The organism is Rhodococcus tibetensis (assembly GCF_024438035.1).
In the GTDB taxonomy this organism is placed as follows: domain Bacteria; phylum Actinomycetota; class Actinomycetes; order Mycobacteriales; family Mycobacteriaceae; genus Rhodococcus_F; species Rhodococcus_F tibetensis.
In genome coordinates this window covers 100238-124715 of record NZ_JANFQF010000017.1, presented here as the reverse complement: position 1 = coordinate 124715, position 24478 = coordinate 100238, and the positions used below count along the sequence as shown (strand labels likewise).

Genomic DNA, 24478 nt, shown 5'->3' with positions numbered 1-24478 from the left:
GTGGGTGCCCCCGCAATCCATCCGTTCAGCGCACAGCCGCCAGCCCCAGATCGAGCCGGTATCTACATGCTCCCACTTCGCTACAACGCGAACAACGATCCAGGAAGCCGGGCGCGGATTTCGTTCGGTCCGCCCTGCCGTTTGGGCGGCCGCTGTCAGTTTCGCTGCCGTTCGATGTCACCGGTTCCGGGAGCTCGTGACCGCGTCCTTGTCGGAGTTCGAGTTCGAGTTCTTCGAACGACGCCACCCAGCAACGGCTCAGGCGAGCGCCTTGACCGCATCGAGGTAGTTGGTGATGGCGTCACGGTTGCGTGTGAGGAAGTCGATTCGTTCGTTCATGCGATCACGTTCGTGCTCGAGAGTCGCGAGCATCTCGGGTGTGGCATCACGGAAATGGATTGTGCGCGGCTTGTCCAAGCAGGGCAGGACTTGTTTGATGATGCGGGTGGGTAACCCGGCATCGAGAAGCCCTCGAATCTGAATCACCCGGTCGACGAGGTAGTCCGCATAGTCACGGTATCCGTTGTCCAACCGGCTGGGCACGATGAGTCCTTGTTCCTCGTAGTAACGCAGCGATCGCGTCGGCGTTCCTGTCACCCGCGCCAATTCACCAATTAGCATGTGTTCGACCTCACCGTCGCTTCGTTCGCACCCGCGCTTGACCTTCACATTAATGTCAACCATGAATGATAGCGTTCATGACTCCCACCGAGAGCTTCGCTCCCACTTCCGATCCCCCCGCGCGGTTCCCGTTGGCTGGATTGGCGGCGTTGGGTACAGCGGGTTTCATCACGATCATGACCGAAGCGTTGCCGGCCGGAGTCCTGCCCGCGATGGGGGCGGACCTGTCAGTCTCCGGGTCGGCCGCCGGACAGACAGTCACGATCTATGCCGTCGGCTCTGCTCTCGCCGCCGTACCCCTGACAGCAGCGACCCTCGGAATGCCTCGGCGAAAGCTCCTCCTGATCGCGATCGCGGGATTCGCTCTCGCGAACACCATCACTGCTGTGTCGAGCAGCTATGCGCTGACGATGGCTTCGCGATTCATTGCCGGTGTCGTCGCGGGACTTTTGTGGGCTTTGCTCGCCGGTTATGCCCGTCGCATGGTTACCCCGGCGCACCGCGGCAAGGCGATGGCAATTGCGATGGCCGGGACGCCAGTAGCCCTCGCCGTTGGAGTTCCCGCCGGAACGTTCTTGTCCGGGATCGTCGGTTGGCGTTACACGTTCGGCCTCATGACGCTGCTCAGCGTCGCTCTCATCGTGTGGGTCATCGCTGCCGTCCCCACCTTTGCTGGGCAAACCCGAGACGCCCGGTTACCTCTTCGCGGCGTCCTCACCATCCCTGGGGTCGCGCCGGTGTTGTTCGTGACACTGACGTTCGTCTTGGCCCACAACATCCTCTACACCTACATCGCCCCTCTCCTCACCGAGATCGGCATGCACGACCGCGTCGACACGATCTTGTTCGTCTTCGGTGTCGTCTCACTGTTCAGCATCTGGATCACCGGCGCACTGATCGACCGCCATCTACGCCCCCTCGTCATCATCAGCTGCGCACTCTTCGCCGCAGCCGCCTCCTGCCTCGGGCTTTTCGGCGGGAATATCTGGCTCGTGTACGTCAGCGCAGCCGTGTGGGGTCTCGGATTCGGTGGAGCCGCCACCTTGCTCCAAACCGCATCAGCTGAGGCTGCCGGCCCCGCTGGGGACGTAGCCCAATCGCTCGTAGTCACCTGCTGGAACATCGGCATCGCTGGTGGAGCAGTAACTGGCGGAGTACTGCTGACATCGACCGGCCCGAGTTCCCTACCCTGGGCGGCCACAGCGCTCGCCGTCCCCGCGCTCGTCACCACGATCATGGCCCGCCGTCACGGTTTCACAACATCCTTCCGCACTCCCGCACCGTCGACAGCACACGTCATCTCCGCCGACAAGTAGCCACTCCCCCACCACCTCGTACCGAAAGGCCCGCAATGAAGACTGTGCCGACCATGTCTGGGTCAACACCCACCCTCATACCCAGTGACCGCATCGACCCGGAGGTCAAGAACGGACTCGACGCCCTGCTGACAGCCACCGGACCCGGCGGATTTCGCCACTACACCCTCGCGCAGCGGCGACAGATGTACGCCGACAGCAATGCAGCAGCTCTAGCGGCTCAGCCAATTGATTCCCGCATCACGCACAGCGACGAACTCATTCCCGGCTATCGCGGGGAGCCGATCCGCATCCGCACCTACCGGCCCAGCGTCGAGACTGAAAAGCTGCTGCCCGCGATCCTGTACATCCACGGTGGAGGACTCAATCACGGCAGCATCGACACCGATGAGCGGCAGGCAGCACCACTGGTCCGCGATGTGATCGGCGGTGCCATCGTCATCTCCGTCGACTACCGACTGGCCCCCGAACATCCGCATCCCACCCCCGTGGAGGACTGCTACGCGGCGTTGACCTGGCTGTGGGACAACGTCTCCGCACTCGGAGCAGACCGCGAACGCATCGTCGTCTACGGCGGCAGCGCCGGCGGCGGGTTGGCCGCCGGCGTCACCCTACTCGCCCGCGACCGACAGGGACCGGCCATCGCCTACCAAGTTCTGCTCTACCCCATGCTCGATGACCGAAACGAAACCCCGAGCAGTCGCGAAATCACCGACGTCGGAATCTGGGATCGCGATCTGAACCTCGAAGCATGGCGCTACCTGCTCCACGGGACAAAGGAAACCCCGTCGAACCGACCTGGCACCGCAGTCGACGCGGACGTGAGCGCCTACGCCGCTCCAGCCCGCGCCGCCGATCTGACCCAGCTGCCACCGACCTACCTGGACGTCGGCGAACTGGACCTCTTCCGCGATGAAGACATCGCCTACGCCAACCGCCTCATGACAGCGGGAGTCCCAGTTGAGCTGCACGTTTACCCAGGAGGAATCCATGCCAGCGAGCTTCTCGCCCCCAACGCAGCACTCAGCCAACGAATCACTGCCTACCGCCGCGATGCCCTCAACCGCGCACTAGCCCCGCGGTAGCAGCGCAACAGGCGTACCACCGCCATCCAGTCACCGACGATGAGTTCAACGAACGCCACGAACGGCATCAGGAAGACCTCGATGCGGCGCGCACTCAGTGACGCAGGAAACGATCCACGAACGCAGGTACCCACAAGACCGATGAACTGGTCATGTGGGTACCTGAATCCGGGTCTGTCAGATTCGACGAAAACCGCACCGGTCGACCGCGTACCGTCCATCAAGCATTTCGACGACGTCACCGACCGACAGTGACCGATGGCCATGGGCGCGGTACTGCAGCACATCGGCGTTCGGCGTGGTCACGAACGCCGGATCGTCGCCGACGTTGAGGTCGAAGAACACCCGCTCGAGCGCTGCACTGATCCCGGCTGTGCTGGGTAGCGCTGTCGGCGACCATCCGGTCGGCGTTGGCGACGGTGAAGGTTTCCTTGTCGCGCACGTATGACTGGCCCGGCTGGAGAGTCCGCCCGAAATGAGCCTCCCATGCGGTCGGGAACCAATCAGCGACCGACTGAGCGGCCAGTTCGCGGCGTCGGTCGTCGAGCTCGAGGTCGTCGGCGAACGCGACCGCGACCAACGCGGACTCGCAGTCCTCCTCGAACCAGCGCCGACGACCGAGCCTGAGAGCAGAAGGCATCTGCCGCAGTCGCTGCGGACTGATCCGGACGCCACCATGCCCCGCTGTCGATACGGTGATAATTCCGTCGGCGAGAGTACTGCCGTACTGAACGGAACCCCACGGAGAGCTGGCGGGAATCCGATTGTCTGCGTTCACGAGAACCTCCGGTGTCGATGCGGTGAGTTGATGTGATCGACGATCGCGCCGGCTGCTCCCATGAGTTTCAGCCATCTGCGTCCAGTGCCGACTGCTGCGACGACGATGCCCTGGACAGTCCACGACTCCCGCGGAAGGCCCCGCACGCAGGTCACACCGCCTGCGACAAGCGTGTACTGGACAGGAGGGCTGGACGAGCCGGACTACGAACCTGACTGTCCTACTCTGGACTCCGACGGGGACACACGTCGAGGGAAATTGGGGCTCTGCGGTGGAAGACGCGGAGCAGGGGTGGTGCGGCGACGGACGGTAGGTACTGTTCCCTGCCGCTACCGCCGCGGCGTCGCGGTGGGGTCAGCGTCACCCATCGGTACGGCATACTTCCCGCGCTTCTCGATTCGGTGGACACCGAAGGTGGGCTACCGCCGCAGGCGGTTCCGCAAGCCTCGGCGTCGGGAGCCGACCGATCCGGTGGGCAGACGAGGCAACTCTCGCGATCAGCGGTCCTCGCGTATTGCTATGGCGCGGTTGAGGATGAGGACGAGATCGCCGGGATCCACATCGGTTGGGATGAGATCGCCGATTGTTGCCATGCCGTGAACGATCATCCACGCCAATATCGCCATCGTTTCGGGGTCCGCGGACCCACCCCAACCGTTGTCGTTTTCGGTCGTGGCGGTCGCAAGTAAGAGGATCCACATTGCCAGGCGTGCTGCGACCAGCTCCTCGTCGGTGGGATCGATCTGGGCCGAACCCAGCATCAGAGTGAACAGTGGGCGGTTGCGTTCCGCGAAGCGGACATAGGCGATACCGATGGCGGCGGCTCGATGCCCGAGCGGCGCGTCGGATTCGACTTGCTCGACAGCATCTGCACTGAGCGCAACCAGCTGCCGAAACCCGTCCACCGCGAGCGCTGTCAGTACAGCTCGCCGGTCCGTGAAGTGATAGCTCAGCGCCTGATGGCTGATACCGACACGCCGTGCTATGGCGCGCAGGCTGGCCTTCTCCACCCCGGCTTCGCTGATCTCCGCTGCTGCGGCAGCAAGGATGTCCGCGCGCACCCGAGAACGCCGTCGGGCCGGGGATGGAGAGTTCGAAATGTTCATATATTCATGATGCCCAATGGCCACTCCCAGACCCATTTGCTTGCCAGTGGCAAGCAAATGGGTTCAGTGTTTCGCTCGGCTGGGACCGACTGCCGGATTCCCGACCTGGATGGGGGAGTCGACATGACGCGCGCACCTTCGAAACACCAGGCCACAGCCCTGTATAGAGCACTCGCTTGGACTCCGTTGATCTACCTTGTGGTGTTCGGCATAGGGTGGCTGATCTTCGGTCATTTCTTCCCACCGTTCTCCCCCGCCGACAGTGCCCAGGAGATCGCCGACCAATTCATGGAGCGGAGGGTGCCGATCTTGTTCGGCAGCGTTCTCATCATGGTCGCGACGATGATCCTGATGCCGATGAGCGCACTCTTGGTGATGATCATCCGCAAGATCGAGGGGCAGACGGGCGTGTTGACCTTGATCATGGCGTTCACGACGACCACGTACATGGTGATGAATTTCTTCGTGCCGTTCGGTTTCGCCCTGGCCACCTTCCGCCCGGATCGAAATCCCGAACTGGTGCAGTTCGCAGGGGATTTCGCGTTCATGCAGTTCATGGGCGGCATCCCGATGTTCTGGATGTTCTGGGTCGTTGCCGCGATCGCGTCCTTCATCTCCAGCCGGACGCCTGACCCCGTATTCCCACGATGGTTCGGATATTTCAATGTGTGGTGCGCTCTCCTGTACATTCCCGAGCTGCTGATCTTCTTTTTCAAGACGGGCCCGTTCGCGTGGGACGGTGTAGTCGGATTCTGGATTCCCGCGGTCGTGTTCATCGCCTGGTTCGTGGTCACCGCCTTCGTGTGCCGCAACGTCGTGCGCCGCCCGGACTGGGCGCCGAGCCCCGCGCGTTCTGATAACAACTTCGACACGGTCGCCGCATGCAACCACCCGACCGGCCGTCTCGCGCGCGACCAGAGCCAAGTGGCAACGCGGACGGACAGTTCGACACGTCGGGCTCTCCGGTCCTGCGACCGCACCCCCGAAAGAGGAGTATGACTGTGGAACGCGATCTCGATCTGGTTCTGTTCGGTGCAACGGGTTATGTCGGTGCGCTGACCGCCCGGTATCTGGCCTCCCACGCACCTACCGAGATGCGCATCGCGGTCGCGGGCCGCTCCCCCGACAAACTCAGGCAAGCCCGGGACGCGCTCGGAGCCGCTGCTGGGGGTGGGACCTGATCGTCATCGACCCAGACGATGCCGCCGGGCTTAGCAGTTCCTCGTCCAGGTCGAACTCGGCGCGGTATTCGTCGAACAGCGGGGAATGCCATACCGGATGCGTGGTGATCATCTCCCTTGCGTCCTCGGCGGCAACTACCAACTCCATCGCCTCTCGCTGCTTCCCGATCGGATCGAGGGGCCAGTCAGATAGGTGATGGCGCCTTTGATCTGCCGAACATCCGCGCGCGTCAATCCGTCCAACCGCTCGAGGATCCACTCATTGATCCGTTCACCGAGCCCTTCACAGACTCTCACGACGAGCCACACCACGGCGCCCGCGAGTGCCGCCAGTGCGTACAAGCCGATGTACACCGTCGTCGGCCAGTTCACCCCGCGCACCGGTGTGCGCGCCCAGTCGTAGAGTCGCTCGCCTTTCGCGGCGTCAGCGGCTGAGCGGGCCCGCCACGCCTGGGCAGGCAACGCCGTGATCGCCTCGTCGGCACGGAGTTCGGCGCCGTCGACGGTGATGACGTGTTGGTTCACCGAAGTAGCCAGCACGTACGATAATTCGAGTTCCTCGCAAGGGCACGGAGCCGGTGCACCTGCCCGTATACGGCATCTCCGGTGACCCATCGTGCCGGCACGCCGGCGGCGACGGCGCGTTCGAGCATCGCGATCGCCAGCTCGGGTTTGGTCGCGAACTCGCGCTCGGTGGGGACCCCGGTCTGCGCGCACCGGTCACGGTCGTCGGTCCAGGCTTTGGGCAGGTACAGCTCTCGGTCGATCAGCGTTCGGCCCGCGGAGTGGCATAGGTCAAGAACACCCCGATCCCAGTGTCACCATTGAAGGTGTCGACCGGTTCGCTCGACCGCTCGATCTGCCTTCGTGGCTTCTGCCAGTTCTGCGGCCGGTCGACACGACAAGGACCGGCCGACCTGGCGAGAAAAGCGTGGCGTCGCCCCGACTCGGATAATCGATCCACGCGCCTCATCACACGCTCGAGGTGTAGTGGCGCTCGTGGCGTATCAATGGGTTCGCCTCGTCTTTTTCCTGGAGGGGCAATCTTCCACAGTGAATGCGCGCTATTAGTCCTGCTCCGGATCCAGCTATCTACGTGCTCACACGGAGGGCTTCTTGGGCACCGCCCGCATTCCGGACCCCGGGCAGTGCCGCACGAGACTGCCGCGGCGCACTCCACGGGCATCCGATCGGCATTTCCCACAGCAAAACGGCGGTTCAGTTGGGGCGCAGGTAGTGGGCGTCCTCCCCTGGTGCCCGTTCGACCTCGGCACGCAGTGTCGGCCCGCGCAGAAGCTGTGGTCGGCGGTGAGCATCTGCTGCGCGCCGGCGCGGGCGGCGTGCCCCAGCTCGGCGTCGGCGAGCACTTCCACAACGAGCAGCCCCGGCCCGATGCCCGGCCGACTACTGCAACGGGAAAGGTGCCGGAACCTGCACTTTCGGGGCCGATGTTGCGTAATTCGTCTTTTCGCGGTGTCGTTCGGTCTCCTCAGAGCGCGAGCAGCCGCTGAAAAAACTCGCGGTAGCGCTTGAGCGCGAGACGAAGATCCTCCGTAGAGCCCTCTTCGCCCCGAGCCCACTGCTCCTCGAGCCGCGAACGCGCCTCCGAGAAGCCGGTCGTGAGCCGGTCGACGACGTCCGACACGAGACCATCGGCCTTCTGAACGCACTCTCTGGGATTATCGACGAAGCCCGCCTGAACCTCGTCCCAGCGCAAGCGGAGGGCCGAAAGCTCGTCCTCAGCGAAAAGTGATTGCCGGGAAGATGCTTCAGTTGGCTCGCTCGATGAGTGGGTTCCCTCGGCCGACGGGGCAGTCCCCGCAGTCGAAGAGCCAGTTGTCCCGGTCGAGGACACGGTCCCGATCGAGCCGGTGGTCTCGGTCGAACCCGTGGTCTCGGTCGAACCCGTGGTCTCGGTCGAACCCGTGGTCTCGGTCGAACCCGTGGTCTCGGTCGACGACTCACCCTCCCTGGTCGAGCCGATGCCCTCGGGTTGCTGATCCTGGGTGGTCATGCGCGCGCCTCCTTTGGCTTGTCTTTGTTCTCATCCGTCTCGAGCAATTTTTCGAAGAGCGCGCGGTAATGCACAAATGCCTCGCGCTGGTCCTCGGTACCGACATCGCCCTGCTCTTGGGACAGATAGATGCCGTGCGCAATTCGGTAGTTTTCGACGACCTTCGGATGGTCGACCGAAATATCGGCCGCCCGCTGATCGAAGTCGTCGATCGGGTAGCCGCGCTCGCGCATAACCTGGATCACGAGCCGGTCCGCAGCGCCCACCGCGCTCGACGGATTGTCGACGAACTCGATCTGCACCGTCCGCCAAGAATCGGCATACTTCGCTCGCGCCTCGGGCGACAAAGCGACGATGTCGAGCTTCTCCCGCTCTCGTTCGCGCGCGGCGAGGGCGTCCTCCGCGGCACCTTGTTCGCCGACCTCTCCCACTGTCCGCTCGTACTCGGGACCAAACCGTCCCCTCAGCCGTTCCGTCCGCTGACGACTGCTCACCGCGCGCGCAACGATGACCACCAGCACGGCGATCACGACGATGACCGCGATCAAGATCCATCCCCAAACAGGCATTTTTTCAGACCTCCTCGTCCTTCGAACGGAATACCCGAACGGCTCTTTCGGAAACCGCGATTGCGCTGCACACCCCGCCGGCCGGCAAGGCACCAATCATTTCGGCGACCACCGGCAAGTCCGATGGTCGAATCCTGGCGCCCCGAGACGCAAAGGGTCGCTACGACGCGGCCAACGCTGCCGACGATCCTGATGTGCGCGAAATGATCTCTCCACTCACCGGAGCGTGACCTGGCTGTTCTCGATCTGCGCCCGCAAGGTCGTCGACACCTAACCGGATCCGGCGCGAAGCTCCGCTCGACAACCGCCTCCTGGAGGTCGCTCCCGGCCGCCGACTCGGGCCATCCCTTCGTGGTGGCCTCGAACAGGGAGTCCTCTCGCCGCGCTCGAGCAGGCGCTCGCCTAACTCCCGATACGGCAGCGGGCGGCCTGGATGATGCGGGAAATAGAATCGATGGCCTTCCCCGAGATCGGTCAGGTCCTCGTCCTGAGCCCCGACGCCATGCGCGGGCATCATCATCGGGCGGCCGGCACGTTGGGAATGCGACCGAGGAGGTGACGGTGACCGACCGGGTCCTGCGTAGCCTCCCGAGGGCGCGTTCGACCTCGACAAGCGGCTCGTCCACCTCCGAGGAGATCGCCGAAGCGGTGCTGTGGGTCCTGTCCCGCCGGGCGTCCTAGGTCACCGCCACGACCACCGACGTCGCCGGCTGCCGCTGAGGACGCTACCGCGCTCGCGAGCCGATCCGCGGGACGAGCATCGGCACCCGCGAGCGGTAGGTGCGATAGTCGTCACCGAACGTATCGACCAGGTCATGCTCCTCGAAGCGCACCGCCACCAGGATGAAACCGGTGGTCCCGACAGCGAACAACAATCGGCCCCAGGTCATCGTCGGCGCCACCCAGAACGCGATCACGAAACCGGCGTACAGCGGGTGCCGGATTACCCGGTACAGCATCGGCGTCCGAAAGCGACTGGGAAGAGCCGACTTTCCGCTCTGATTCCGCAGCACCTGGCGCAGCCCGAACAAATCGAAGTGGTCGATGGCGAACGTCGCTGCCAGCTGAAAACCAACCGGTCGGACGCCTCTCTTCCAACGATCACAAGTGCAACCGGAGACATGGAAATCCAACTCCCAGCTGAGCGCCTAGGTACTAACGAGATCAGAGGCTTCCCTGCTCGCCTATCCACTGGCGAGCGTTATATGCATGAGACGACGCTAGACTCCCATTAGACAAACAACAATGCGTTCAGGTTCTGCATGACCGTGCGGCAGCGGGACCGGACACGCGCCCCGCCTTCCCGGTGCTGCCAGTACTGTCGTCTGGTCCGTACCGAAGAACCCGAGGAGTGGAATCTGTGGCACGCAAGGTCGTGGTTGAGCTGGTCGACGACATCGACGGCACCGCCTTTGGTGAGGATGGCGAGAGCATCAGCTATGCAGTCGACGGCGTCGAGTACGTGATCGATCTGAAGGACGAGCACGCGAAGGAACTCCGAGAGACCTTCGAGTACTACATCGCGCACTCCACCCGGGTCGGCGGCCGCAAGCACCGCGCGGACTTGCAGGCCAACCCAGTCGTTGCGAGGCGGCAATCCGGCGAAACGAAGAAGATCCGCGCCTGGGCGATCGAGCAGGGATACGAGATTTCCTCTCGCGGCCGCATTCCCACCGAGATCGAGCAGGCCTTCCACGACGCTCACTGACGTCCGCGTCCGCCTCGTCGGTGGGGTGGTTCGTGGCACCTGATCGGTATATTCCGAATGACTACCACCGCGACCGGAACCAGTTGATCGTGCGATGGAATGGAGTCCGCCTCCGCACCGGCGACGGCCTCGAGAGGGAGGGGAATAATTCTCCGCATGAATTGGCGGAGTCCTACAGAAACCGGGTGGTTCGTGAAACCCGCCGAAGATGGTTCGGCCATAGCGATATTCGATCCGTCGGGGGTTGTCCGCGGCGAACTGTTTCCCACCCCGGGCGACGGGATCGATGGAGCTTCCAGCGGCTGGAAGAGGGAATCGGTCGCCGAAAGTATGAAACAACACGTGCCCGCACTCCGCAAAGGTAAGCCGGCAACACTTCGACTGTCCGACGGAACGATCGGAACCGTGACCGACCAGAAACCCAAGGCGATGCGTCGGAAGAACAAACGGTGCGAGGTCGTGATCTCGGACCGGACGTATCTCTTCGCTCATTCATCGGGTCGAAAAGCAACGGCCCTGCGTGACGGAATCGCATTGGCGCGCATGGTACGTGGCCGTTGGTCTCGTGCTACTACCGTCACTCGGAAGACCCTTGCGGCGACGGATGCCCTCGACGAGTGCATACTCACGGTGTTCCACAAAGTTGTGACACCCGGTCGCACCGGCGCATTCGATCAGGTGATGACCGATCTCAGCAACATCTGATCTGTTCAGGCCCCTGCTCAGATATTGCTCGGCACCGGAAGTTCTCGATGCCCACTGCGGGAGTCGAGCAGACCTCCACTCCCGCATGGCCCGGGCGGATGCACACAACGTTTCTTCTCAACGAGGGTGGTCGACGCTTGCCAGCACCACTCCCCGCCCAACAAGCCCTGGGACAGCCAGGAATTGTGCGAGAGCACCGGCGATCCGCAGTGCTGCCCCGGGAACTGTCGGACACGCTGAACTCCAGCGCTTCGCGTAGATTCGGCAGACTCGCCGCCGCATACCGCGAACGGTACGGCATTCCCCCATCGGAAACTCTGCGCCGGGCTCGAACATTGGGGAGGGTAATCCATCGCGGGCTTCGTGCCGCCGTTGGGCGACCCATCGCCGGGAGTGCGATGGACGCTGGATCTGGGCGCAGTCTTCGCCTTTCGCCTCGGATTGAGCGGCATCAGCGCAGAAACTCCATGTGAAATTGCCTTCAGCACGCGCTGAATCTTCGCTGTGGCCGCCGCGCTCTCCACTGCGGCGGGATGGCCAGTCCTCGATAAATCCGTTGCTCAGCGGCGACCGACATCCGTAAGGTCGCTTCGCTTTGTCCACCACGAACAGAGGGAGTGCTTCTCGTCATGGAACCCATCAGTGAACGCGACATCAGGTCGTCGTTCGTCAACTGCTCCAAGGGCGATGCCAAGCGGTTGCCCCTCCCCCAGGATCTATCTGACAGACCCTGGGCAGACCTCGACTTCCTCGGCTGGAGTGACCCGTCGTTTCCTGGCCGGTGCTATGTTGTCGTGCCCCAGGACGATCGTCTCGTCGGTGTCGCTCTCCGTTACGAAACGGGCGGATCTCGCCGGGCGCAAATGTGCACGATCTGCATGACCACACATACCAATGGTGGGGTCTCCCTCATGGCCGCACACAAGGCCGGAGAATCCGGCCGCCGAGGTAACTCGATCGGCACCTACATGTGCGCCGATCTCGCCTGTTCGCTGTACGCGCGCAGAAAGAAGACGCCCGCACTGGGCAGGCACTACCGCGAGGATCTCGACCCGGAAGAGAGGATCGAACGAGTCCGTGACAATGTGAACGCCTTCATCGCACGCATCGTCGGCTGATCGAACCACCTCGCCCGTCGTGCAATTCGTCAGCCGCCCGTCCTGATTCGGAGGTAGAGGCCCTGCAGGCCGCGGTCGTTCGCGCCGACGATGCGATCCGATCAGCGCCGAAGAGCGTCGAGGTAACGTTCGGTCATCCGGACTACGGATACGCAAGCTGCTCTCCGCCCCTGGCCGCCAGCAGCGGCTCCATGACGCCGATCTCTTCGCTCTGCTCCTTGATCATCGATGTCGCCAGCTGCGCCACCGCTCGCGTGGTGGCGTGCTGCGCGGCGTAGGAGGCCATGTCGAGGCCACCACGATGGTGGCGGATCATGAGCTGGAGGAAGGACGTCTCAGCTGCGAGTCCCGAGCGTCGACGGAGCTCGTCCATCTCGGTCCAGCTCGCCATTCCCGGCATGTGGGCACCGGCATGGCCATGATCAGTACCCATCCATGCCATCGGATGCGACGATGTCTGCGGTTGGTCGAGCAACATCAACCATCCGCTGAGCACTCCGATTTCTTGGTTCTGGCTGGAGGTGATCTGCGCGCACAATGCGTCGACCACGGGATCACGCGGCGACTCGAGTGCGTGACATAACTCGATCGCCTGCAGGTGGTGGGTCGACATATCCTGCGCGAAGCCGACTTCCATCGGTTCGAGCGACATGCTGATTTCGCGGGGCTGAGCCGGCTGCCCCTGCCACCACGCCCCGACGACCACGCCGAGTAGCAGGCATGCGACGGCCGCCGCCGTGCGAGCAAGGTGCTTCATGTCAGCGGGTACACACCGTTCTGGAACTGCAGGGCAAGGAACCCGTTGTCCATGCACGTCACCCACAATTGGTCGCCGCGAAATTCCGGGGGCGACATGCACCAATCGCTGGACATGTCGATTCCGATCGGCCGGGTGCCCGGCCCGACCGTGTCCGCTCCGCTGATATCACCCTCCAACGCGGCCCGCGCGACCGCGATGGACCCCAACAGAGGAAGGCCCACTATCGAACCCAGGGTCGCGTGCGTCGAATTCTCGAGCTGACCGGCCTTGGCCGGCTGCCCCGGTGGGATGAAGTATGCGATTTCGTCGATGTCCTGCAGGTCGCGTACGTCGAAAACGCGGATACCGGACTGGATCCAGCCACAAGCCAGCGCGGTGGGATCCACGGGCCTGTCGACACTGCAGTAGTGCGCGTCGTAACCGAAGGCGCCATTGCCACCGTTGTCCTGCGCCCACACGTCCATGTTCTGTGGCAGGTTCACCTCGAGCTTGATCGTGTTGATCAACCGTAGGTTCGCATCGTCGGACGAGTCGATCACTTTCACGCCGCCCGATCCCCCTTCGTCCACGGTGAAGATGACCGGTGCGCCGTCCACAGTGACGGGGATGGTGTGCTGCGTGACCTGACCGTCAGACCACAGCCTGCGTCCCACATGCGGCACCACGGGAAAGAGATCGCGACGTTGGACGGCGCTGATGTCCAGCACAGTGATGCCCGCCAGCGTGGAGATATACATCCGGTTGCCATCAGGCGTGATCCCGAAGCCGTGGTTCGAGACACCGGTCAGGCCCGTCCAGACGACGCGGGGCTCAGCCGGATTGCTGACATCGATCCCGGACAACTGGCCACCGACTGTGCCGGCAGCCCAATATGTTCGGCCGTCCGGCGAGAAGCCGCCCTCGTGCGTCGTGATCGGAAGTGGTAGCGACAGTTGCGTTCCCGTCGCCGGGTTGAGCAGCCTCGGGCGCGTGCAATCTTGCGACACGTCGTAGATGGAGAATCCGCCGATACCGGTCAGCAATCCCACACCCGTACCAGCGAGCAAACCGCGTCCCGGATCGACCTTGAGTGACTCCCAGGTGCCGGCCTGCATGGGCGGTTCGAGCAGGGTCCCGGTGTGACGCGGGTGGGCAGGATCGGATACATCCAGTACCTGGACGCCAGGGCCTGGGCGGTCGAGCCGGGTGGGGATATTCGATCCCACATAGACGCACTTGCCGTATGCGGCGCTGACAATTCCCGCCCCTCGACCCTGGAGTTGGCCGACCAGTCCGAGGTTGCACGAGTACGGTTCCTGGCTGCGTCCGCTCTGGCGATCACCGAGGGGCACTTGCCCCTGCATTCCCGACTCCTGGTCCGATCCTGGGCCGCACTCGGCGCGATCGACCGCCGTACGCTGGACGGCAACGAAATCCGTGACCGGGTCTGCAACCGCCGGCGCGGCAACGAGCCAGACAGCGAGAACGCCAGCCAACGCGGCAACCCGACGACGTCGGTGCGAGCGGTGTGAACCCATGGGCGCCATGGTAGGTATTTCGCAAGAAAAACAACGTCGTTTTGGGAGAATGCGCGCCCAAGGAGCGTGGGCTCGACGCATTGCAGGTTGTCGCAGCCAACGGGGAGACGCAAGGTAGACGCATGCCAATCTCACCGAAGCCCACGCGGCTCGCCCTCGACCCGGAGCAACTACTCGCAGCTGCGGTTACCGAAGCCGAATTGGGGGCCCGCGAAGGCGGCATTCCGATCGGTGCCGCCCTCTTCTCCGGAAACGGAGAACTCCTGGGCAGTGGGCGCAACCGCCGGGTCCAACACAACGACCCCTCGGTGCACGGTGAAACCGATGCCTTTCGGGCGGCCGGACGTCAGCGTGATTATCGATCGACCGTCATGGTGACGACGCTGTCGCCGTGCTGGTACTGCAGCGGGCTGGTCCGTCAGTTCAACATCGGGGCGGTCGTCGTCGGGGAGAGCGTCACCTTCACCGGAGGGCACGAATGGCTCCGAGAGCACGGGGTCGACGTGACGGTTCTCCGCGACCAGCACTGCATCGACTTGATGACCGAGTTCATCGAATCCCAGCCGGAACTGTGGAACGAGGACATCGGAGTAGCCGACTGAGTGGGCGTGCTCTCCGCAGGGTGGCCTGATCCTCACCCCGGGGTCGGTGTCGGTTCCGATCGCGTTCACACAGGATGGAATCACGTCAGAACGCCGAGCTGTCACCCTCGCCGCCTCCGAAAGGAACACCCGATGTCGAAGAGTCGTTCACCCCGCAACCGCGTGATTGCAGCGGTCATAGGAGCCGCCGCTGCGCTGTCGATCGGGTTGGTGGGTCCGGCGGCTGTGGCTTCCGCCGAGCCTCCCTGCCGGATCAACTGCCATCAGCCGAATCCGAAGCCACTTCCGAAGGACCTCGGAGACAGCTGCCAGTTCTGCACATCGACGCCCGGCGGACCGGCGAAACCGCCCCCTCCGCCGCCGCCCCCACCGCCGCCGCCCGCGTGACCAAGACCAGCCGACACAGAGCTCCTCGCCCCGAACACGGGGCGAGGAGTGTCGGCGTGTCCGGACCAGGTCTTGCTCCCCACACCCGACACCCACCCCCTACCCTGAGTGCATGCGCATAGGAGCACATGTCCGCCAGGACGACGATCCGATCGGATACGGCGAGCGACTGGGGGCAGACATCATCCAGATGTTCCTCACCGACCCCCAGAAGTGGAACAAACCGCCCACGCATCCGCGGACCGACGAGATCCGCGACAGCCCCATCGACGTCGTCGTCCACTCGTCGTACGTCATCAATGTGGCGAGCCTCAACAACCGACTCCGCATGCCCTCACGCAACGCTGTTGCGCAGCAGGCTCAGGCTGCCGCGGACATCGGGGCGTTCGGGCTGGTGGTGCACGGCGGCCACGTCCGCGACGGTGAGGACGTCAAGGAGGGGATCGTCAACTGGCGCAAACTCTTCGAACGCCAAGCCGACAAGGGCGGTTTCCCGGTGCCCATCCTGATCGAGAACACCGCGGGCGGCGACTTCGCGATGGCACGGCACTTCGACGCCATCGACCGGCTATGGCAGGAAGTCGGCGATTTCGGTGCCGGCTTCTGCCTCGACACCTGCCACGCCTGGGCCGGCGGTGAGGACCTGGTCGGTGTGGTCGAACGCATCAAAGCCATCACCGGACGCATCGACCTCGTGCACCTCAACAACTCGCGTGACGAGTTCAACTCCGCGCGGGACCGGCACGCCAACCTGGCCGACGGGACCATCGACCCGCAATTGCTCGCCGAGGTCGTGCGCACCGCGGACGCACCCGTAGTCCTCGAAACGCCGGGCGAAGGTCTCGCCGAGGATCTGGCGTTTCTGCGGGAGACGGTCGGTAGCTAGTCGCCGAGGCGGCCGGTCAACCTGTTGTAGCGTTCCTCGCCGGCCGGGTTCAACCCCTCGACGGTGACGTCGGTGCCGCGACTGGCGTACTTGGTGGTGATGCCGTCGAGCGCCGCGACGGTGGACGCATCCCAGATGGTCGCGCCGGACAGGTCGATCACCACACGGTCGGGGTCGTCGGCGTAGTCGAACGAGAACACGAGGTCGTTGGACGAGGCGAAGAACAGCTGTCCCCGCGCGCGGTACGTCTTCACGCCTCCCTCGAGTCGGCCGTCCACCTCCACCATGTGGGCCACCCGGCGGGCGAACAGCACCATGGCTACCACTACACCGACCGCTACACCGACCGCGAGGTTGTCGGCCCGGCCAGGGCGCCCGCCACGGTGCTGAGCATGACCATCGTTTCGCTTACCGGCATGCGCCGCAGCGTGCGCACGCTGTGCCAGTCGAAGGTCGTGGCGGCCACCAGCCCATCACGGCGACGAGCGCCGCCATCGGAATGGTCCCCACCACGTTGCCTAGCCCGACCACGAGAATCAGCCGAAACGCACCGGACAGGAACGTCGACAACCGGGTTCGCGCCCCGCCGGTCTTGACGTTGATGATGGTCTGCCCGATCAGTGCGCACCCGCCCATGCCGCCGAAGAGTCCGGTGACGATGTTCGCGACGCCCTGACCCCACGACTCCCGCGTCTTGTCCGAATGCGTGTCGGTGACGGAGTCCACGAGCTTGGCGCTCATCAACGATTCGAGCAGTCCGACGACGGCCATCGCCAACGCGAACGGCGCGATGATCTTCAGGGTGTCGACCGTGATCGGAACGCCAGGCAGTCCGATCAGAGTCGGCAGTCCGTCGGGCAGTTCACCCTGGTCGCCGACGGTGGGCACCGCCACACCGGCGAGAACGGTGAACGCGGTGAGACCGACGATCACCAGCAGCGGGGCGGGCACAGCCGTGGTCAGCTTCGGGATCCACACGAGCAGCGCCAGACCGGCCGCGAGGAGCGCGTACACCGCCCACGGCACGTTCGTCAGATACGGGAACTGGTGAACGAAGATGAGGATTCCCAGCGCGTTGCAGAACCCGACCATCTGCGAGGCAGGAACCGCATGAGCCGCGCCACCCCGAGGACGGCGAGGAGGATCTGCATCGCACCGCCGAGGAAGACGGCCGCGATGAGGCACTGCAATCCGTGTGACGCCATGAGCGGGGCGAGCACCAGCGACACCGAACCGGTGGCCGCGGAGATCATCGCGGGACGGCCACCGGTGAACGCGATGGTCATCGCCATGATCGCGGCGGTGAACAGTCCCACCCGTGGATCGACACCCACGATGATGGAGAACGACAACGCCTCCGGGATGAGGGCCATCGCCACGACGAGCGCGGACAACGACTCGATACGAAACACTGTCGGATGCAGCCACACCGGCCGTCGGAGAGCGAGAGAGGGCACGGCGAGACAATTCTTCTGAGGGGACTCGGAAGATCCTATCCGGGTGGCGTTCGACCAGTACGGTTAGCTGATCCGCCGACAGAGGAGGAACCCCGTGCGACGCACACTTCCGGCCGTCCTGATCACCGTCCTGACCGCGCTGTCGCTGGCGGGGTGTGGGAACTCAGACTCGGGGCCGGTCATCGACCAGGTTCGCGAGGCCGGGGTACTGAAGGTCGGCACCGAGGGTACGTACACACCGTTCAGCTACCAGGGCCCCGACGGTCAGCTCACCGGGTACGACGTGGATGTCATCCGCGCTGTCGGTGACAAACTCGGCGTCTCCGTCGAGTTCACGCAGACACCGTGGGACTCGATCTTCGCGGGCCTCGAAGCGAAACGCTACGACCTCGTCGCCAACCAGGTGACCGTCAACGACGAACGCACCCAGAAGTACGACCTGTCGACGCCGTACACCTACTCCGAGGGTGTGATCGTCACCCGCGCCGACGACAACTCGATCACCTCGCTCGCCGACCTGAACGGCAAGACGACGGCGCAGTCCGCGACGAGCAACTGGGCGCAGGTCGCCAGGGATGCGGGCGCGAACGTCGAATCCGTCGAGGGCTTCGTGCAGGCCATCACACTGCTCAAGGACGGTCGCGTCGACGCCACCGTCAACGATAATCTGGCCGTCGCCGAATACCAGAAGCAGACGAGCGACACCGGCGTGAAGGTGGCCGCCGAGACGGGTGACACGAGCGAGCAGGCATTCGCGGCCAGGAAGGACAGCGGCCTGATGCCCGATATCGACAAGGCCCTGGACGAACTGCGCGCCGACGGAACCCTCGCCCAGATCTCGCAGAAGTACTTCGGCACCGACGTCTCGGCACCGAGCAACTGAGAGCCTGCCTGTGGACGACGCAACAGTCCAGCTGATTCTGGACAACCTGTGGCCGATGCTGAAGGCCACGGTCACCATGACGATTCCGCTGACGATCATCAGCTTCACCATCGGGCTCGTCATCGCGTTGCTGGTGGCGCTCGCGCGGATCTCGTCGATCAAGCCGCTGTCGGTGGTGGCCCGCTTCTACATCTCCATCATCCGCGGCACACCGCTGCTGGTGCAGTTGTTCATCGTCTTCTACGCGCTGCCGCAGTTCGGGGTGACACTCGAACCGTTCCCGGCGGCTGTGATCGCGTTCAGCCTCAACGTCGGCGGTTACGCAGCCGAGGTGATCCGGTCGGCGATCCTGTCGATCCCCAAGGGACAGTGGGAAGCCGCGCAGACCATCGGCATGGGCTACACCACCACACTGCAGCGGATCGTGCTGCCGCAGGCCGCGCGGGTGGCCGTCCCGCCGCTGTCCAACACACTGATCTCACTGGTGAAGGACACCTCGCTGGCGTCGACGATCCTGGTGACCGAACTGCTCCGCGTCGCCCAGCTCGCCGCAGCACCGACATTCGACTTCTTCGCCCTCTACGGCGTCGCAGCGCTGTATTACTGGGTGATCTGCATCGTCCTCTCGGCCGTTCAGGGCCGACTCGAAGCCCGACTCGAGAGGTATGTGGCCAGATGACCGACACCCCGCTGCTCCAGGTTTCCGGCGTCGAGAAATCGTTCGGCGAGCATCAAGTGCTGCGCGACATCAGCTTCGACGTCCAGCCCGGCACCGTCACCGTCATCATCGGCCCCTCCGGTTCGGGCAAGACCACGGTGTTGCGGACACTCAATGCGCTGGACCTCGCGGACGGCGGTGTGATCACCATCGGTGACGTGTCGGTCGACTTCGCCGTCAAGGTGGACCGGTCGACCCTGGCCCGGTTCCGGGCACAGAGCGGCATGGTGTTTCAGGCGCACAATCTGTTTCCGCACAAAACTGTGATTCAGAACGTCACCGAGGGTCCGGTGGTCGTCCAGAAGAGGCCGAGGGACGAGGCGCGTGCCGGCGCCCTGACACTGCTCACCCAGGTGGGACTGGCGGAAAAGGCGGATCAGTACCCGTACCAACTTTCGGGTGGTCAGCAGCAGCGCGTCGGCATCGCCCGGGCGCTCGCACTCAAACCTAAGCTGATGCTGTTCGACGAACCGACGTCCGCACTCGACCCCGAACTCGTCGGCGAGGTCCTACGCGTGATCCGCGATCTCGCGACCGAGGGCTGGACGATGGTGATCGTGACCCACGAGATCCGGTTCGCCCAGCAGGTGGCCGATCAGGTGTTGTTCATCGACGGCGGCGTCGTCCTGGAACGGGGCACGGCGAAGGATGTGCTCACGAACCCTACCGGGGCGCGACTACGGCAATTTCTGCACCGCATCCTCGATCCCCTGTGATCAGTCAGCGAATCGCCTTTTCCAATAGCACGACGCTGGGCCACTCGACCTCGAAGTCGCGGCGGCCCACCAGGAAAAAGCCCTGCTCCTCGTAGTAGGTGCGTAGTCGACTGTTGGTCTCCACGCACTCGAGTCGGACGACGGACGCGGCCTCTGTCCGGGCGTGCTCGTCCACCCATCGCAGAAGTTGCGCACCCAACCCCGGGCTCGCGTGGCGGCGATCCGTCATCACCCGCGCAACGTAGGTGGCGGGAACATCATCCTCGGCCCAAATGTCAGGATCGGCGCGCAACACGCGGAGGGCGCCTGCCACGAATCCGCCGGATCGTGCGACGCGCCATTCACCAGCCTCGACTTGTTCACGCACATCGGCGAGCGACACGTCACCGCGGCACGGCGGGTCGATCTGCTGCGCTGCAAGCCAATCCTCTGCGTCCCAGTGCATCTGAACTATGTCTTCCGCCTGATCCAGCACTGCCCGCTCCACCGTGACCGCCATGCACCCACAGTAGCCACCCCGCGACGAAAACAAGTCACCACTGCACTCGTGTCGATTGCGTTGATGTGACCGAAGTTACAGTGTGCGAGCGTGGGTCCCGAATCGCTTTTGCAGCAATACGACCTCGATGGCTCCGACGCTCGCCCCAGCCGAAAGGACGAAGGCGGTCGTCATGTCGCCACAGTAACCGGTCAGGCCCGGCGATACAGCGCATCGATGTCGGCAGCGAAGCGTTCCGTCACCACCGGACGTTTGATTTTCATGGTTGCCGTCAGTTCGCCGTCCGCCTCGGTGAGGTCGCGTTCGAGAACGATGAACCGTTTGATCGACTCGGCATGGGAGACTGCGGTATTCGCATCGTCGACGGCATCCTGGAGCTCCGCTCGCAGGGCTTCGTTCTCGCGCAGATCGGCGACCGATGCGTCGGCCGGTTTCCCGTGGGCCGCCTTCCACTTGTCGAACTCCTGCGGTTCGACGGTCAGTAGCGCACCGATGAACGGACGACCGTCGCCCACGACCACCGCCTGCGACACCAAGGTGTGCGAGCGCAGCCGATCCTCGAGGGGTCCCGGGGAGACGTTCTTCCCACCGGCAGTAATCAGAAGATCCTTCTTGCGCCCGGTGATGGTGAGATAGCCCTCTTCGTCGAGGTCGCCCAGATCACCGGTGCGGAACCAGCCGTCGTGCAGCGCGTCCCGGGTGGCGTGCTCGTTGCGCCAGTAACCGCCGAAGACGACGTCACCGCACAGTTCGATCTCACCGTCGTCGGCGATGCGCACACCGTTTCCCCCGAGCGGCTTGCCCACCGTTCCGATCTTCTGGGCGCCGGGAACATTCACGCAATGCGCGGCAGTGGATTCGGTGAGTCCATAACCTTCATACACGGGGACACCCATCCCGCGGAAGAAATGGCCGAGGCTCGGCATGAGTGCTCCGCCACCTGAGATCGCCCACCAGCAGTTCCCACCCAAGGCAGACCGCAGCCGGGCGTAGACCAGCTTGTCGGCGACTGCGCGACGCAGCGTGAGCAGCGGTCCCGGCCCACCGTTGTCCTGCGCCCGGCTGTACTCGATGGCGGTCGCCTCGGCGAAGTCGAAGATCCGTTTCTGCAGGACGCCACCGGACGCCGCCTTGCGGGCCGCGCCGTCGCGTACCTTCTCGAAGACGCGCGGAACGCCGAGGATGGCGTTGGGGCGGAACCGTTCGAATTCCCCAGTGACCGTTCCGAAGTCGGACCAGTGTGCCTGGGTGGCACCCGCTTCGAACATCGCGAGTGACACCGCACGGGCCAGGACGTGTGCCAGCGGAAGGAATGTCAGGACACGGTTATCTGGACGCGCCACGTCACCGATCGGCGCAGCGAGGAGTGCCCGCACCTCGGACAAGAAGTTGCGGTGCGTGAGAATGCACCCTTTGGGCCGTCCGGTGGTTCCGGAGGTATAGACGAGCGATGCCAGATCGCCGGCAGTCAGCGCAACGACTCGCTTGAACACCTCGGAGTCGTCGATCGAGCGTCCGTCCTTGATGAGGGTGCCCACCGCATCTTCGTCGATGGTGAAGATGCTCTTCAACGTGTACGGGATGCCGTCGCCCTCGAAGCTCGCCGCATGAGCCGGCGTTTCCACCAACGCAGCCACCGCGCCCGAATCCTCGATGATCCACCGGATCTGATCAGGTGAAGAGGAGTCGTAGATCGGAACCGAGGCCGCACCGGTGGCCCAGATGGCGTAGTCGAGCAAGGACCACTCGAATCGGGTGGAGGACAGAAGTGCTACCCGGTCGCCCGGCCGGACACCGTTGGCGATAAGGCCCTTCGCGACTCCGGTGACGAGCGCGGCGAAATCCTTCGCCGTCACATCGACCCAGCCCTCGGCCTCCGGTCGGGCGTACATCACCCGGTCGGGCGTGGTCTCGGCATGCGCGAACACCGTCAAGACCGCGTTCTCGTGCTCGGCGACGGTGAAGGTCGGTGGGCTCGTGTACTCACGCACGGGTGTCGTCTCCGTTGCTCTCGTGGGCTGAGATGCGCCGCGATGAGTCGTCGCCGCCGTGGCGGAATCGGCGCAGGTGATCGGCGAACGCGGTGATGTCGCTGTCCGACCAGGACGCCATCCGGTCGCGCACTTCCTCCACCCGTCGGGCGTCCGCGCCCGCCAGCACGGCGACACCGGCGTCGGTAAGGCTCAGTGGATGGCCGCTGCGGAGCGGTCCGGCCTCGGCGTGTACCCATCCCTCATCGATGCAGACGCGCAATTGACGCGACACGGTGGAGCGGTGCACGCCGAAGGCCTCGGAGATCTGAGTGGCTCTACACCCAGGATTGCGGGAGATGTACGACAGCAGCGAATGTTGAGCGAATGTCGGCGAATCCACCGAAGTTCCGTCTCCTGCGACGAGCTGACGCACAAGGCGGACGAGTTCGTCGTGGACAGCCACGACGCCCGAGGCGGACGACTCACCCGATTCGACGTCGTTGTGTTGCACACTGCAACTATATCGAGTCACCCGCGACTCGGCCACTCGCACCCACTTCCCTGCCGCTCCACGACCCGCCGCGGCGGCCGACCCGGTCACCTGTGATGCCCATACTGCTACCGCCGAGCCGGAAAAACCCAGAAGCACCAGACCGTCGACGGTCACAATTAGAGAACGCTTCGGCCTGTACCGGCTCACAGTGTCGCGCGGGCAGTCCGCCGATAGCCCGTGGACCCTCTGCGGAGGTCTGCGGGTCCAGCTATCCGCCAGCAGCAGAACGTTTTCACTAATTCGTTGCGGCGGGCGAATCCTGCACGGCACGCTGTCGAGCATGCTCATCCGACTCGAGACTGCCCGCGACGTCGCCGCGGTCGCCGACGTCCATCGCCAGGCCTTCGGCGGCGACGCCCCCGTCGAGGTCGATCTCGACGCCCCCGTCGAGGTCGATCTCGTCGAGAAGCTGCGCGCGAGCGACGCATGGATTGCGCCGCTGACCTTCGTCGCCGAGTGGCACGAGTCGGTAGTGGGGCACGTGTGCCTGACCCGCGCCACCGTTACCTCGACCCCTGTGCTCGCGCTCGGTCCCCTCGGTGTGCTGCCCGGACACCAGCGCCGAGGTGTCGGTTCGGCGCTCATGCATGCCGCGCTCGGCGCCGCAGACTCCCGCGACGAACCGCTGGTAGCACTGCTCGGCCACCTCGAGTACTACCCCCGATTCGGATTCGTCTCCGGAACGTCCGTGGGAATCGAACCGGACGAGCCGTCCTGGTCGTCCCATTTCCAGGTTCGCCGTCTCACGGCATGGGACGCCGCCGTGTCGGGAATGTTCCGGTACGCCGCGCCGTTCTACCAACTCTGAGACCAGTGGACTGTCCGCAGCCACAAAGCCGCTGGTAATTTGGGAATTGCCCGAGTCGCCACCACCACTTCCGTTTGCAACCACCGTCTCGCGCAGACGAGCAGGATCCGAGGTAACCACAGTGACGAACGCCGCCGACAGCGTCCGAACAGGCGACGTAGTCGATGCTTCCGTGACGACCACCATCGTTCGGCGCGTCAGCCACGGGTGCGAAGAGGAATTCGCTGACTGGATTCAGGTCGGCCTCGGCCTGGCACGCCTCTTCCCCGGATTTCTCGGCGGCGGATGGCTCAAGGAAAGCAGCACGTCCGACGTGTGCGTCATCGTCCTCAAATTCGAGACTCAGGCCGCGCTGGACAACTGGCTGACATCTTCGCTGCGGAACGGGTGGTTACGGACCGGCGAAAACATCGCCGTAGAAGACTCCACGGATCGGGTGTCGAGCGTCGCGGGATTGTTCGAACCACCGCGGCCTGCGGCCCAGTTGCCCCACGCCGGTTCACCCACACCTACCTAGA

The 24478-nt window shown here is 64.2% G+C and carries 26 protein-coding genes and 2 pseudogenes; 14 read left to right on the top strand and 14 right to left on the bottom strand.

The features are described 5' to 3' along the window. Positions 1-258 precede the first annotated feature (258 nt). Positions 259-684 (bottom strand): MerR family transcriptional regulator, encoded by a 426-nt coding sequence (locus tag NOF53_RS19710; protein ID WP_308213845.1) that lies wholly within the window; start codon positions 682-684, stop codon positions 259-261. 14 nt (positions 685-698) lie between these two features. Between NOF53_RS19710 and NOF53_RS19705 the strand changes: the two genes are divergently transcribed. Together NOF53_RS19705 and NOF53_RS19700 are read left to right on the top strand one after the other, a co-directional pair. Continuing rightward, positions 699-1937, top strand: a complete 1239-nt coding sequence (locus NOF53_RS19705) for an MFS transporter (RefSeq protein WP_255971819.1) — start codon at positions 699-701, stop codon at positions 1935-1937. A 53-nt stretch (positions 1938-1990) separates the two neighbouring features. After that, positions 1991-3022 (top strand): alpha/beta hydrolase, encoded by a 1032-nt coding sequence (locus NOF53_RS19700; protein ID WP_255971817.1) that lies wholly within the window; start codon positions 1991-1993, stop codon positions 3020-3022. Positions 3023-3260: 238 nt separating this feature from the next. On the opposite strand, the gene NOF53_RS19695 is transcribed toward NOF53_RS19700, so the two are convergent. Next, positions 3261-3800 (bottom strand): DUF7007 domain-containing protein, encoded by a 540-nt coding sequence (locus NOF53_RS19695; RefSeq protein ID WP_255971815.1) that lies wholly within the window; start codon positions 3798-3800, stop codon positions 3261-3263. Between the two features lie 497 nt (positions 3801-4297). Next, a complete protein-coding gene (locus NOF53_RS19690; protein WP_255971813.1) occupies positions 4298-4906 on the bottom strand; it encodes a TetR/AcrR family transcriptional regulator in 609 nt (202 codons plus the stop codon). Positions 4907-5029: 123 nt separating this feature from the next. Here NOF53_RS19690 and NOF53_RS19685 point away from each other — a divergent pair, with 123 nt between their 5' ends. Beyond that, positions 5030-5905, top strand: a complete 876-nt coding sequence (locus NOF53_RS19685; RefSeq protein ID WP_255971810.1) for a hypothetical protein — start codon at positions 5030-5032, stop codon at positions 5903-5905. Positions 5906-5907: 2 nt separating this feature from the next. Beyond that, entirely contained in the window at positions 5908-6087 is a 180-nt protein-coding gene (locus NOF53_RS19680) for a saccharopine dehydrogenase NADP-binding domain-containing protein (RefSeq protein ID WP_255971808.1), read from the top strand. A 135-nt stretch (positions 6088-6222) separates the two neighbouring features. Here NOF53_RS19680 and NOF53_RS19675 read toward each other — a convergent pair whose 3' ends face one another. From NOF53_RS19675 to NOF53_RS19655, 5 genes and pseudogenes are all read right to left on the bottom strand, one after another. Next, the gene (locus NOF53_RS19675; protein ID WP_255971806.1) at positions 6223-6612 is read right to left on the bottom strand and encodes a hypothetical protein; all 390 of its coding nucleotides are present in this window, start codon (positions 6610-6612) and stop codon (positions 6223-6225) included. After that, on the bottom strand, positions 6609-6836 hold the full coding sequence (locus NOF53_RS19670) for a transposase (RefSeq protein WP_374212642.1): 228 nt from the start codon (positions 6834-6836) through the stop codon (positions 6609-6611). Before NOF53_RS19670 ends, NOF53_RS19675 begins: the two co-directional genes overlap by 4 nt. Positions 6837-7576: 740 nt before the next feature. After that, the gene (locus NOF53_RS19665; protein WP_255971804.1) at positions 7577-8101 is read right to left on the bottom strand and encodes a hypothetical protein; all 525 of its coding nucleotides are present in this window, start codon (positions 8099-8101) and stop codon (positions 7577-7579) included. Beyond that, positions 8098-8670 (bottom strand): hypothetical protein, encoded by a 573-nt coding sequence (locus NOF53_RS19660; RefSeq protein ID WP_255971839.1) that lies wholly within the window; start codon positions 8668-8670, stop codon positions 8098-8100. The genes NOF53_RS19665 and NOF53_RS19660 overlap by 4 nt, the downstream gene beginning before the upstream one ends. A 725-nt stretch (positions 8671-9395) precedes the next feature. After that, a pseudogene (locus NOF53_RS19655) lies at positions 9396-9734 on the bottom strand (methyltransferase family protein); the annotation flags it as partial. Positions 9735-10030: 296 nt separating this feature from the next. Here NOF53_RS19655 and NOF53_RS19650 point away from each other — a divergent pair. The 3 genes from NOF53_RS19650 to NOF53_RS19640 all read left to right on the top strand — a co-directional run bounded on the left by NOF53_RS19650 (position 10031) and on the right by NOF53_RS19640 (position 12201). Further along, entirely contained in the window at positions 10031-10378 is a 348-nt protein-coding gene (locus NOF53_RS19650; protein ID WP_255971802.1) for a histone-like nucleoid-structuring protein Lsr2, read from the top strand. 405 nt (positions 10379-10783) lie between these two features. Further along, a complete protein-coding gene (locus NOF53_RS19645; RefSeq protein WP_255971800.1) occupies positions 10784-11083 on the top strand; it encodes a hypothetical protein in 300 nt (99 codons plus the stop codon). A gap of 629 nt (positions 11084-11712) precedes the next feature. Beyond that, a complete protein-coding gene (locus tag NOF53_RS19640; protein WP_255971798.1) occupies positions 11713-12201 on the top strand; it encodes an FBP domain-containing protein in 489 nt (162 codons plus the stop codon). A gap of 142 nt (positions 12202-12343) precedes the next feature. Here NOF53_RS19640 and NOF53_RS19635 read toward each other — a convergent pair whose 3' ends face one another. Both NOF53_RS19635 and NOF53_RS19630 read right to left on the bottom strand, forming a co-directional pair. Continuing rightward, the gene (locus NOF53_RS19635; RefSeq protein ID WP_255971797.1) at positions 12344-12958 is read right to left on the bottom strand and encodes a DUF305 domain-containing protein; all 615 of its coding nucleotides are present in this window, start codon (positions 12956-12958) and stop codon (positions 12344-12346) included. After that, entirely contained in the window at positions 12955-14478 is a 1524-nt protein-coding gene (locus NOF53_RS19630) for an LVIVD repeat-containing protein (protein WP_255971795.1), read from the bottom strand. The genes NOF53_RS19635 and NOF53_RS19630 overlap by 4 nt, the downstream gene beginning before the upstream one ends. 122 nt (positions 14479-14600) lie before the next feature. Here NOF53_RS19630 and NOF53_RS19625 point away from each other — a divergent pair, with 122 nt between their 5' ends. Both NOF53_RS19625 and NOF53_RS19620 read left to right on the top strand, forming a co-directional pair. Beyond that, positions 14601-15080: a nucleoside deaminase gene (locus NOF53_RS19625; RefSeq protein WP_255971793.1), complete on the top strand. Its 480-nt coding sequence runs from the start codon at positions 14601-14603 to the stop codon at positions 15078-15080. A 499-nt stretch (positions 15081-15579) separates the two neighbouring features. Further along, positions 15580-16353: a deoxyribonuclease IV gene (locus NOF53_RS19620; RefSeq protein WP_255971791.1), complete on the top strand. Its 774-nt coding sequence runs from the start codon at positions 15580-15582 to the stop codon at positions 16351-16353. Here NOF53_RS19620 and NOF53_RS19615 read toward each other — a convergent pair. Then, positions 16350-17810 (bottom strand): annotated as a pseudogene (locus tag NOF53_RS19615) (SulP family inorganic anion transporter). The gene NOF53_RS19620 and the pseudogene NOF53_RS19615 sit on opposite strands and share 4 nt — an antisense overlap. Before the next feature lie 94 nt (positions 17811-17904). On the opposite strand from NOF53_RS19615, the gene NOF53_RS19610 reads away from it, so the two are divergent. Genes NOF53_RS19610 through NOF53_RS19600 form a run of 3 tightly spaced genes read left to right on the top strand, consistent with a single transcriptional unit; the run spans position 17905 to position 20127 of the window. Next, positions 17905-18693, top strand: coding sequence for an amino acid ABC transporter substrate-binding protein (locus NOF53_RS19610; protein WP_255971789.1), 789 nt, complete (start codon positions 17905-17907; stop codon positions 18691-18693). Positions 18694-18703: 10 nt separating this feature from the next. After that, positions 18704-19372, top strand: coding sequence for an amino acid ABC transporter permease (locus NOF53_RS19605; RefSeq protein ID WP_308213844.1), 669 nt, complete (start codon positions 18704-18706; stop codon positions 19370-19372). After that, a complete protein-coding gene (locus NOF53_RS19600; RefSeq protein ID WP_305087060.1) occupies positions 19369-20127 on the top strand; it encodes an amino acid ABC transporter ATP-binding protein in 759 nt (252 codons plus the stop codon). The genes NOF53_RS19605 and NOF53_RS19600 overlap by 4 nt, the downstream gene beginning before the upstream one ends. 4 nt (positions 20128-20131) lie before the next feature. On the opposite strand, the gene NOF53_RS19595 is transcribed toward NOF53_RS19600, so the two are convergent. The 3 genes from NOF53_RS19595 to NOF53_RS19585 form a co-directional block, all read right to left on the bottom strand. Continuing rightward, on the bottom strand, positions 20132-20626 hold the full coding sequence (locus NOF53_RS19595; protein ID WP_255971787.1) for a GNAT family N-acetyltransferase: 495 nt from the start codon (positions 20624-20626) through the stop codon (positions 20132-20134). A gap of 191 nt (positions 20627-20817) precedes the next feature. Further along, positions 20818-22617: an AMP-dependent synthetase/ligase gene (locus NOF53_RS19590; RefSeq protein ID WP_255971785.1), complete on the bottom strand. Its 1800-nt coding sequence runs from the start codon at positions 22615-22617 to the stop codon at positions 20818-20820. Beyond that, the gene (locus NOF53_RS19585) at positions 22610-23152 is read right to left on the bottom strand and encodes a MarR family winged helix-turn-helix transcriptional regulator (RefSeq protein WP_255971834.1); all 543 of its coding nucleotides are present in this window, start codon (positions 23150-23152) and stop codon (positions 22610-22612) included. The genes NOF53_RS19590 and NOF53_RS19585 overlap by 8 nt, the downstream gene beginning before the upstream one ends. Before the next feature lie 280 nt (positions 23153-23432). Here NOF53_RS19585 and NOF53_RS19580 point away from each other — a divergent pair, with 280 nt between their 5' ends. Together NOF53_RS19580 and NOF53_RS19575 are read left to right on the top strand one after the other, a co-directional pair. Then, positions 23433-23960 (top strand): GNAT family N-acetyltransferase, encoded by a 528-nt coding sequence (locus tag NOF53_RS19580; protein WP_255971783.1) that lies wholly within the window; start codon positions 23433-23435, stop codon positions 23958-23960. A 121-nt stretch (positions 23961-24081) separates the two neighbouring features. After that, positions 24082-24477, top strand: a complete 396-nt coding sequence (locus NOF53_RS19575) for an antibiotic biosynthesis monooxygenase (RefSeq protein WP_255971781.1) — start codon at positions 24082-24084, stop codon at positions 24475-24477. Position 24478: the final 1 nt, after the last annotated feature.

Excerpts from the sequence above, each read along its gene's own strand:
- NOF53_RS19710 (WP_308213845.1), bottom strand. The coding sequence starts at position 684 with ATGGTTGACATTAATGTGAAGGTCAAGCGCGGGTGCGAACGAAGCGAC.
- NOF53_RS19705 (WP_255971819.1), top strand. The coding sequence starts at position 699 with ATGACTCCCACCGAGAGCTTCGCTCCCACTTCCGATCCCCCCGCGCGG.
- NOF53_RS19700 (WP_255971817.1), top strand. The coding sequence starts at position 1,991 with ATGTCTGGGTCAACACCCACCCTCATACCCAGTGACCGCATCGACCCG.
- NOF53_RS19690 (WP_255971813.1), bottom strand. The coding sequence starts at position 4,906 with ATGAACATTTCGAACTCTCCATCCCCGGCCCGACGGCGTTCTCGGGTG.
- NOF53_RS19685 (WP_255971810.1), top strand. The coding sequence starts at position 5,030 with ATGACGCGCGCACCTTCGAAACACCAGGCCACAGCCCTGTATAGAGCA.
- NOF53_RS19665 (WP_255971804.1), bottom strand. The coding sequence starts at position 8,101 with ATGACCACCCAGGATCAGCAACCCGAGGGCATCGGCTCGACCAGGGAG.
- NOF53_RS19660 (WP_255971839.1), bottom strand. The coding sequence starts at position 8,670 with ATGCCTGTTTGGGGATGGATCTTGATCGCGGTCATCGTCGTGATCGCC.
- NOF53_RS19640 (WP_255971798.1), top strand. The coding sequence starts at position 11,713 with ATGGAACCCATCAGTGAACGCGACATCAGGTCGTCGTTCGTCAACTGC.
- NOF53_RS19635 (WP_255971797.1), bottom strand. The coding sequence starts at position 12,958 with ATGAAGCACCTTGCTCGCACGGCGGCGGCCGTCGCATGCCTGCTACTC.
- NOF53_RS19630 (WP_255971795.1), bottom strand. The coding sequence starts at position 14,478 with ATGGGTTCACACCGCTCGCACCGACGTCGTCGGGTTGCCGCGTTGGCT.
- NOF53_RS19625 (WP_255971793.1), top strand. The coding sequence starts at position 14,601 with ATGCCAATCTCACCGAAGCCCACGCGGCTCGCCCTCGACCCGGAGCAA.
- NOF53_RS19620 (WP_255971791.1), top strand. The coding sequence starts at position 15,580 with ATGCGCATAGGAGCACATGTCCGCCAGGACGACGATCCGATCGGATAC.
- NOF53_RS19600 (WP_305087060.1), top strand. The coding sequence starts at position 19,369 with ATGACCGACACCCCGCTGCTCCAGGTTTCCGGCGTCGAGAAATCGTTC.
- NOF53_RS19595 (WP_255971787.1), bottom strand. The coding sequence starts at position 20,626 with ATGGCGGTCACGGTGGAGCGGGCAGTGCTGGATCAGGCGGAAGACATA.
- NOF53_RS19580 (WP_255971783.1), top strand. The coding sequence starts at position 23,433 with ATGCTCATCCGACTCGAGACTGCCCGCGACGTCGCCGCGGTCGCCGAC.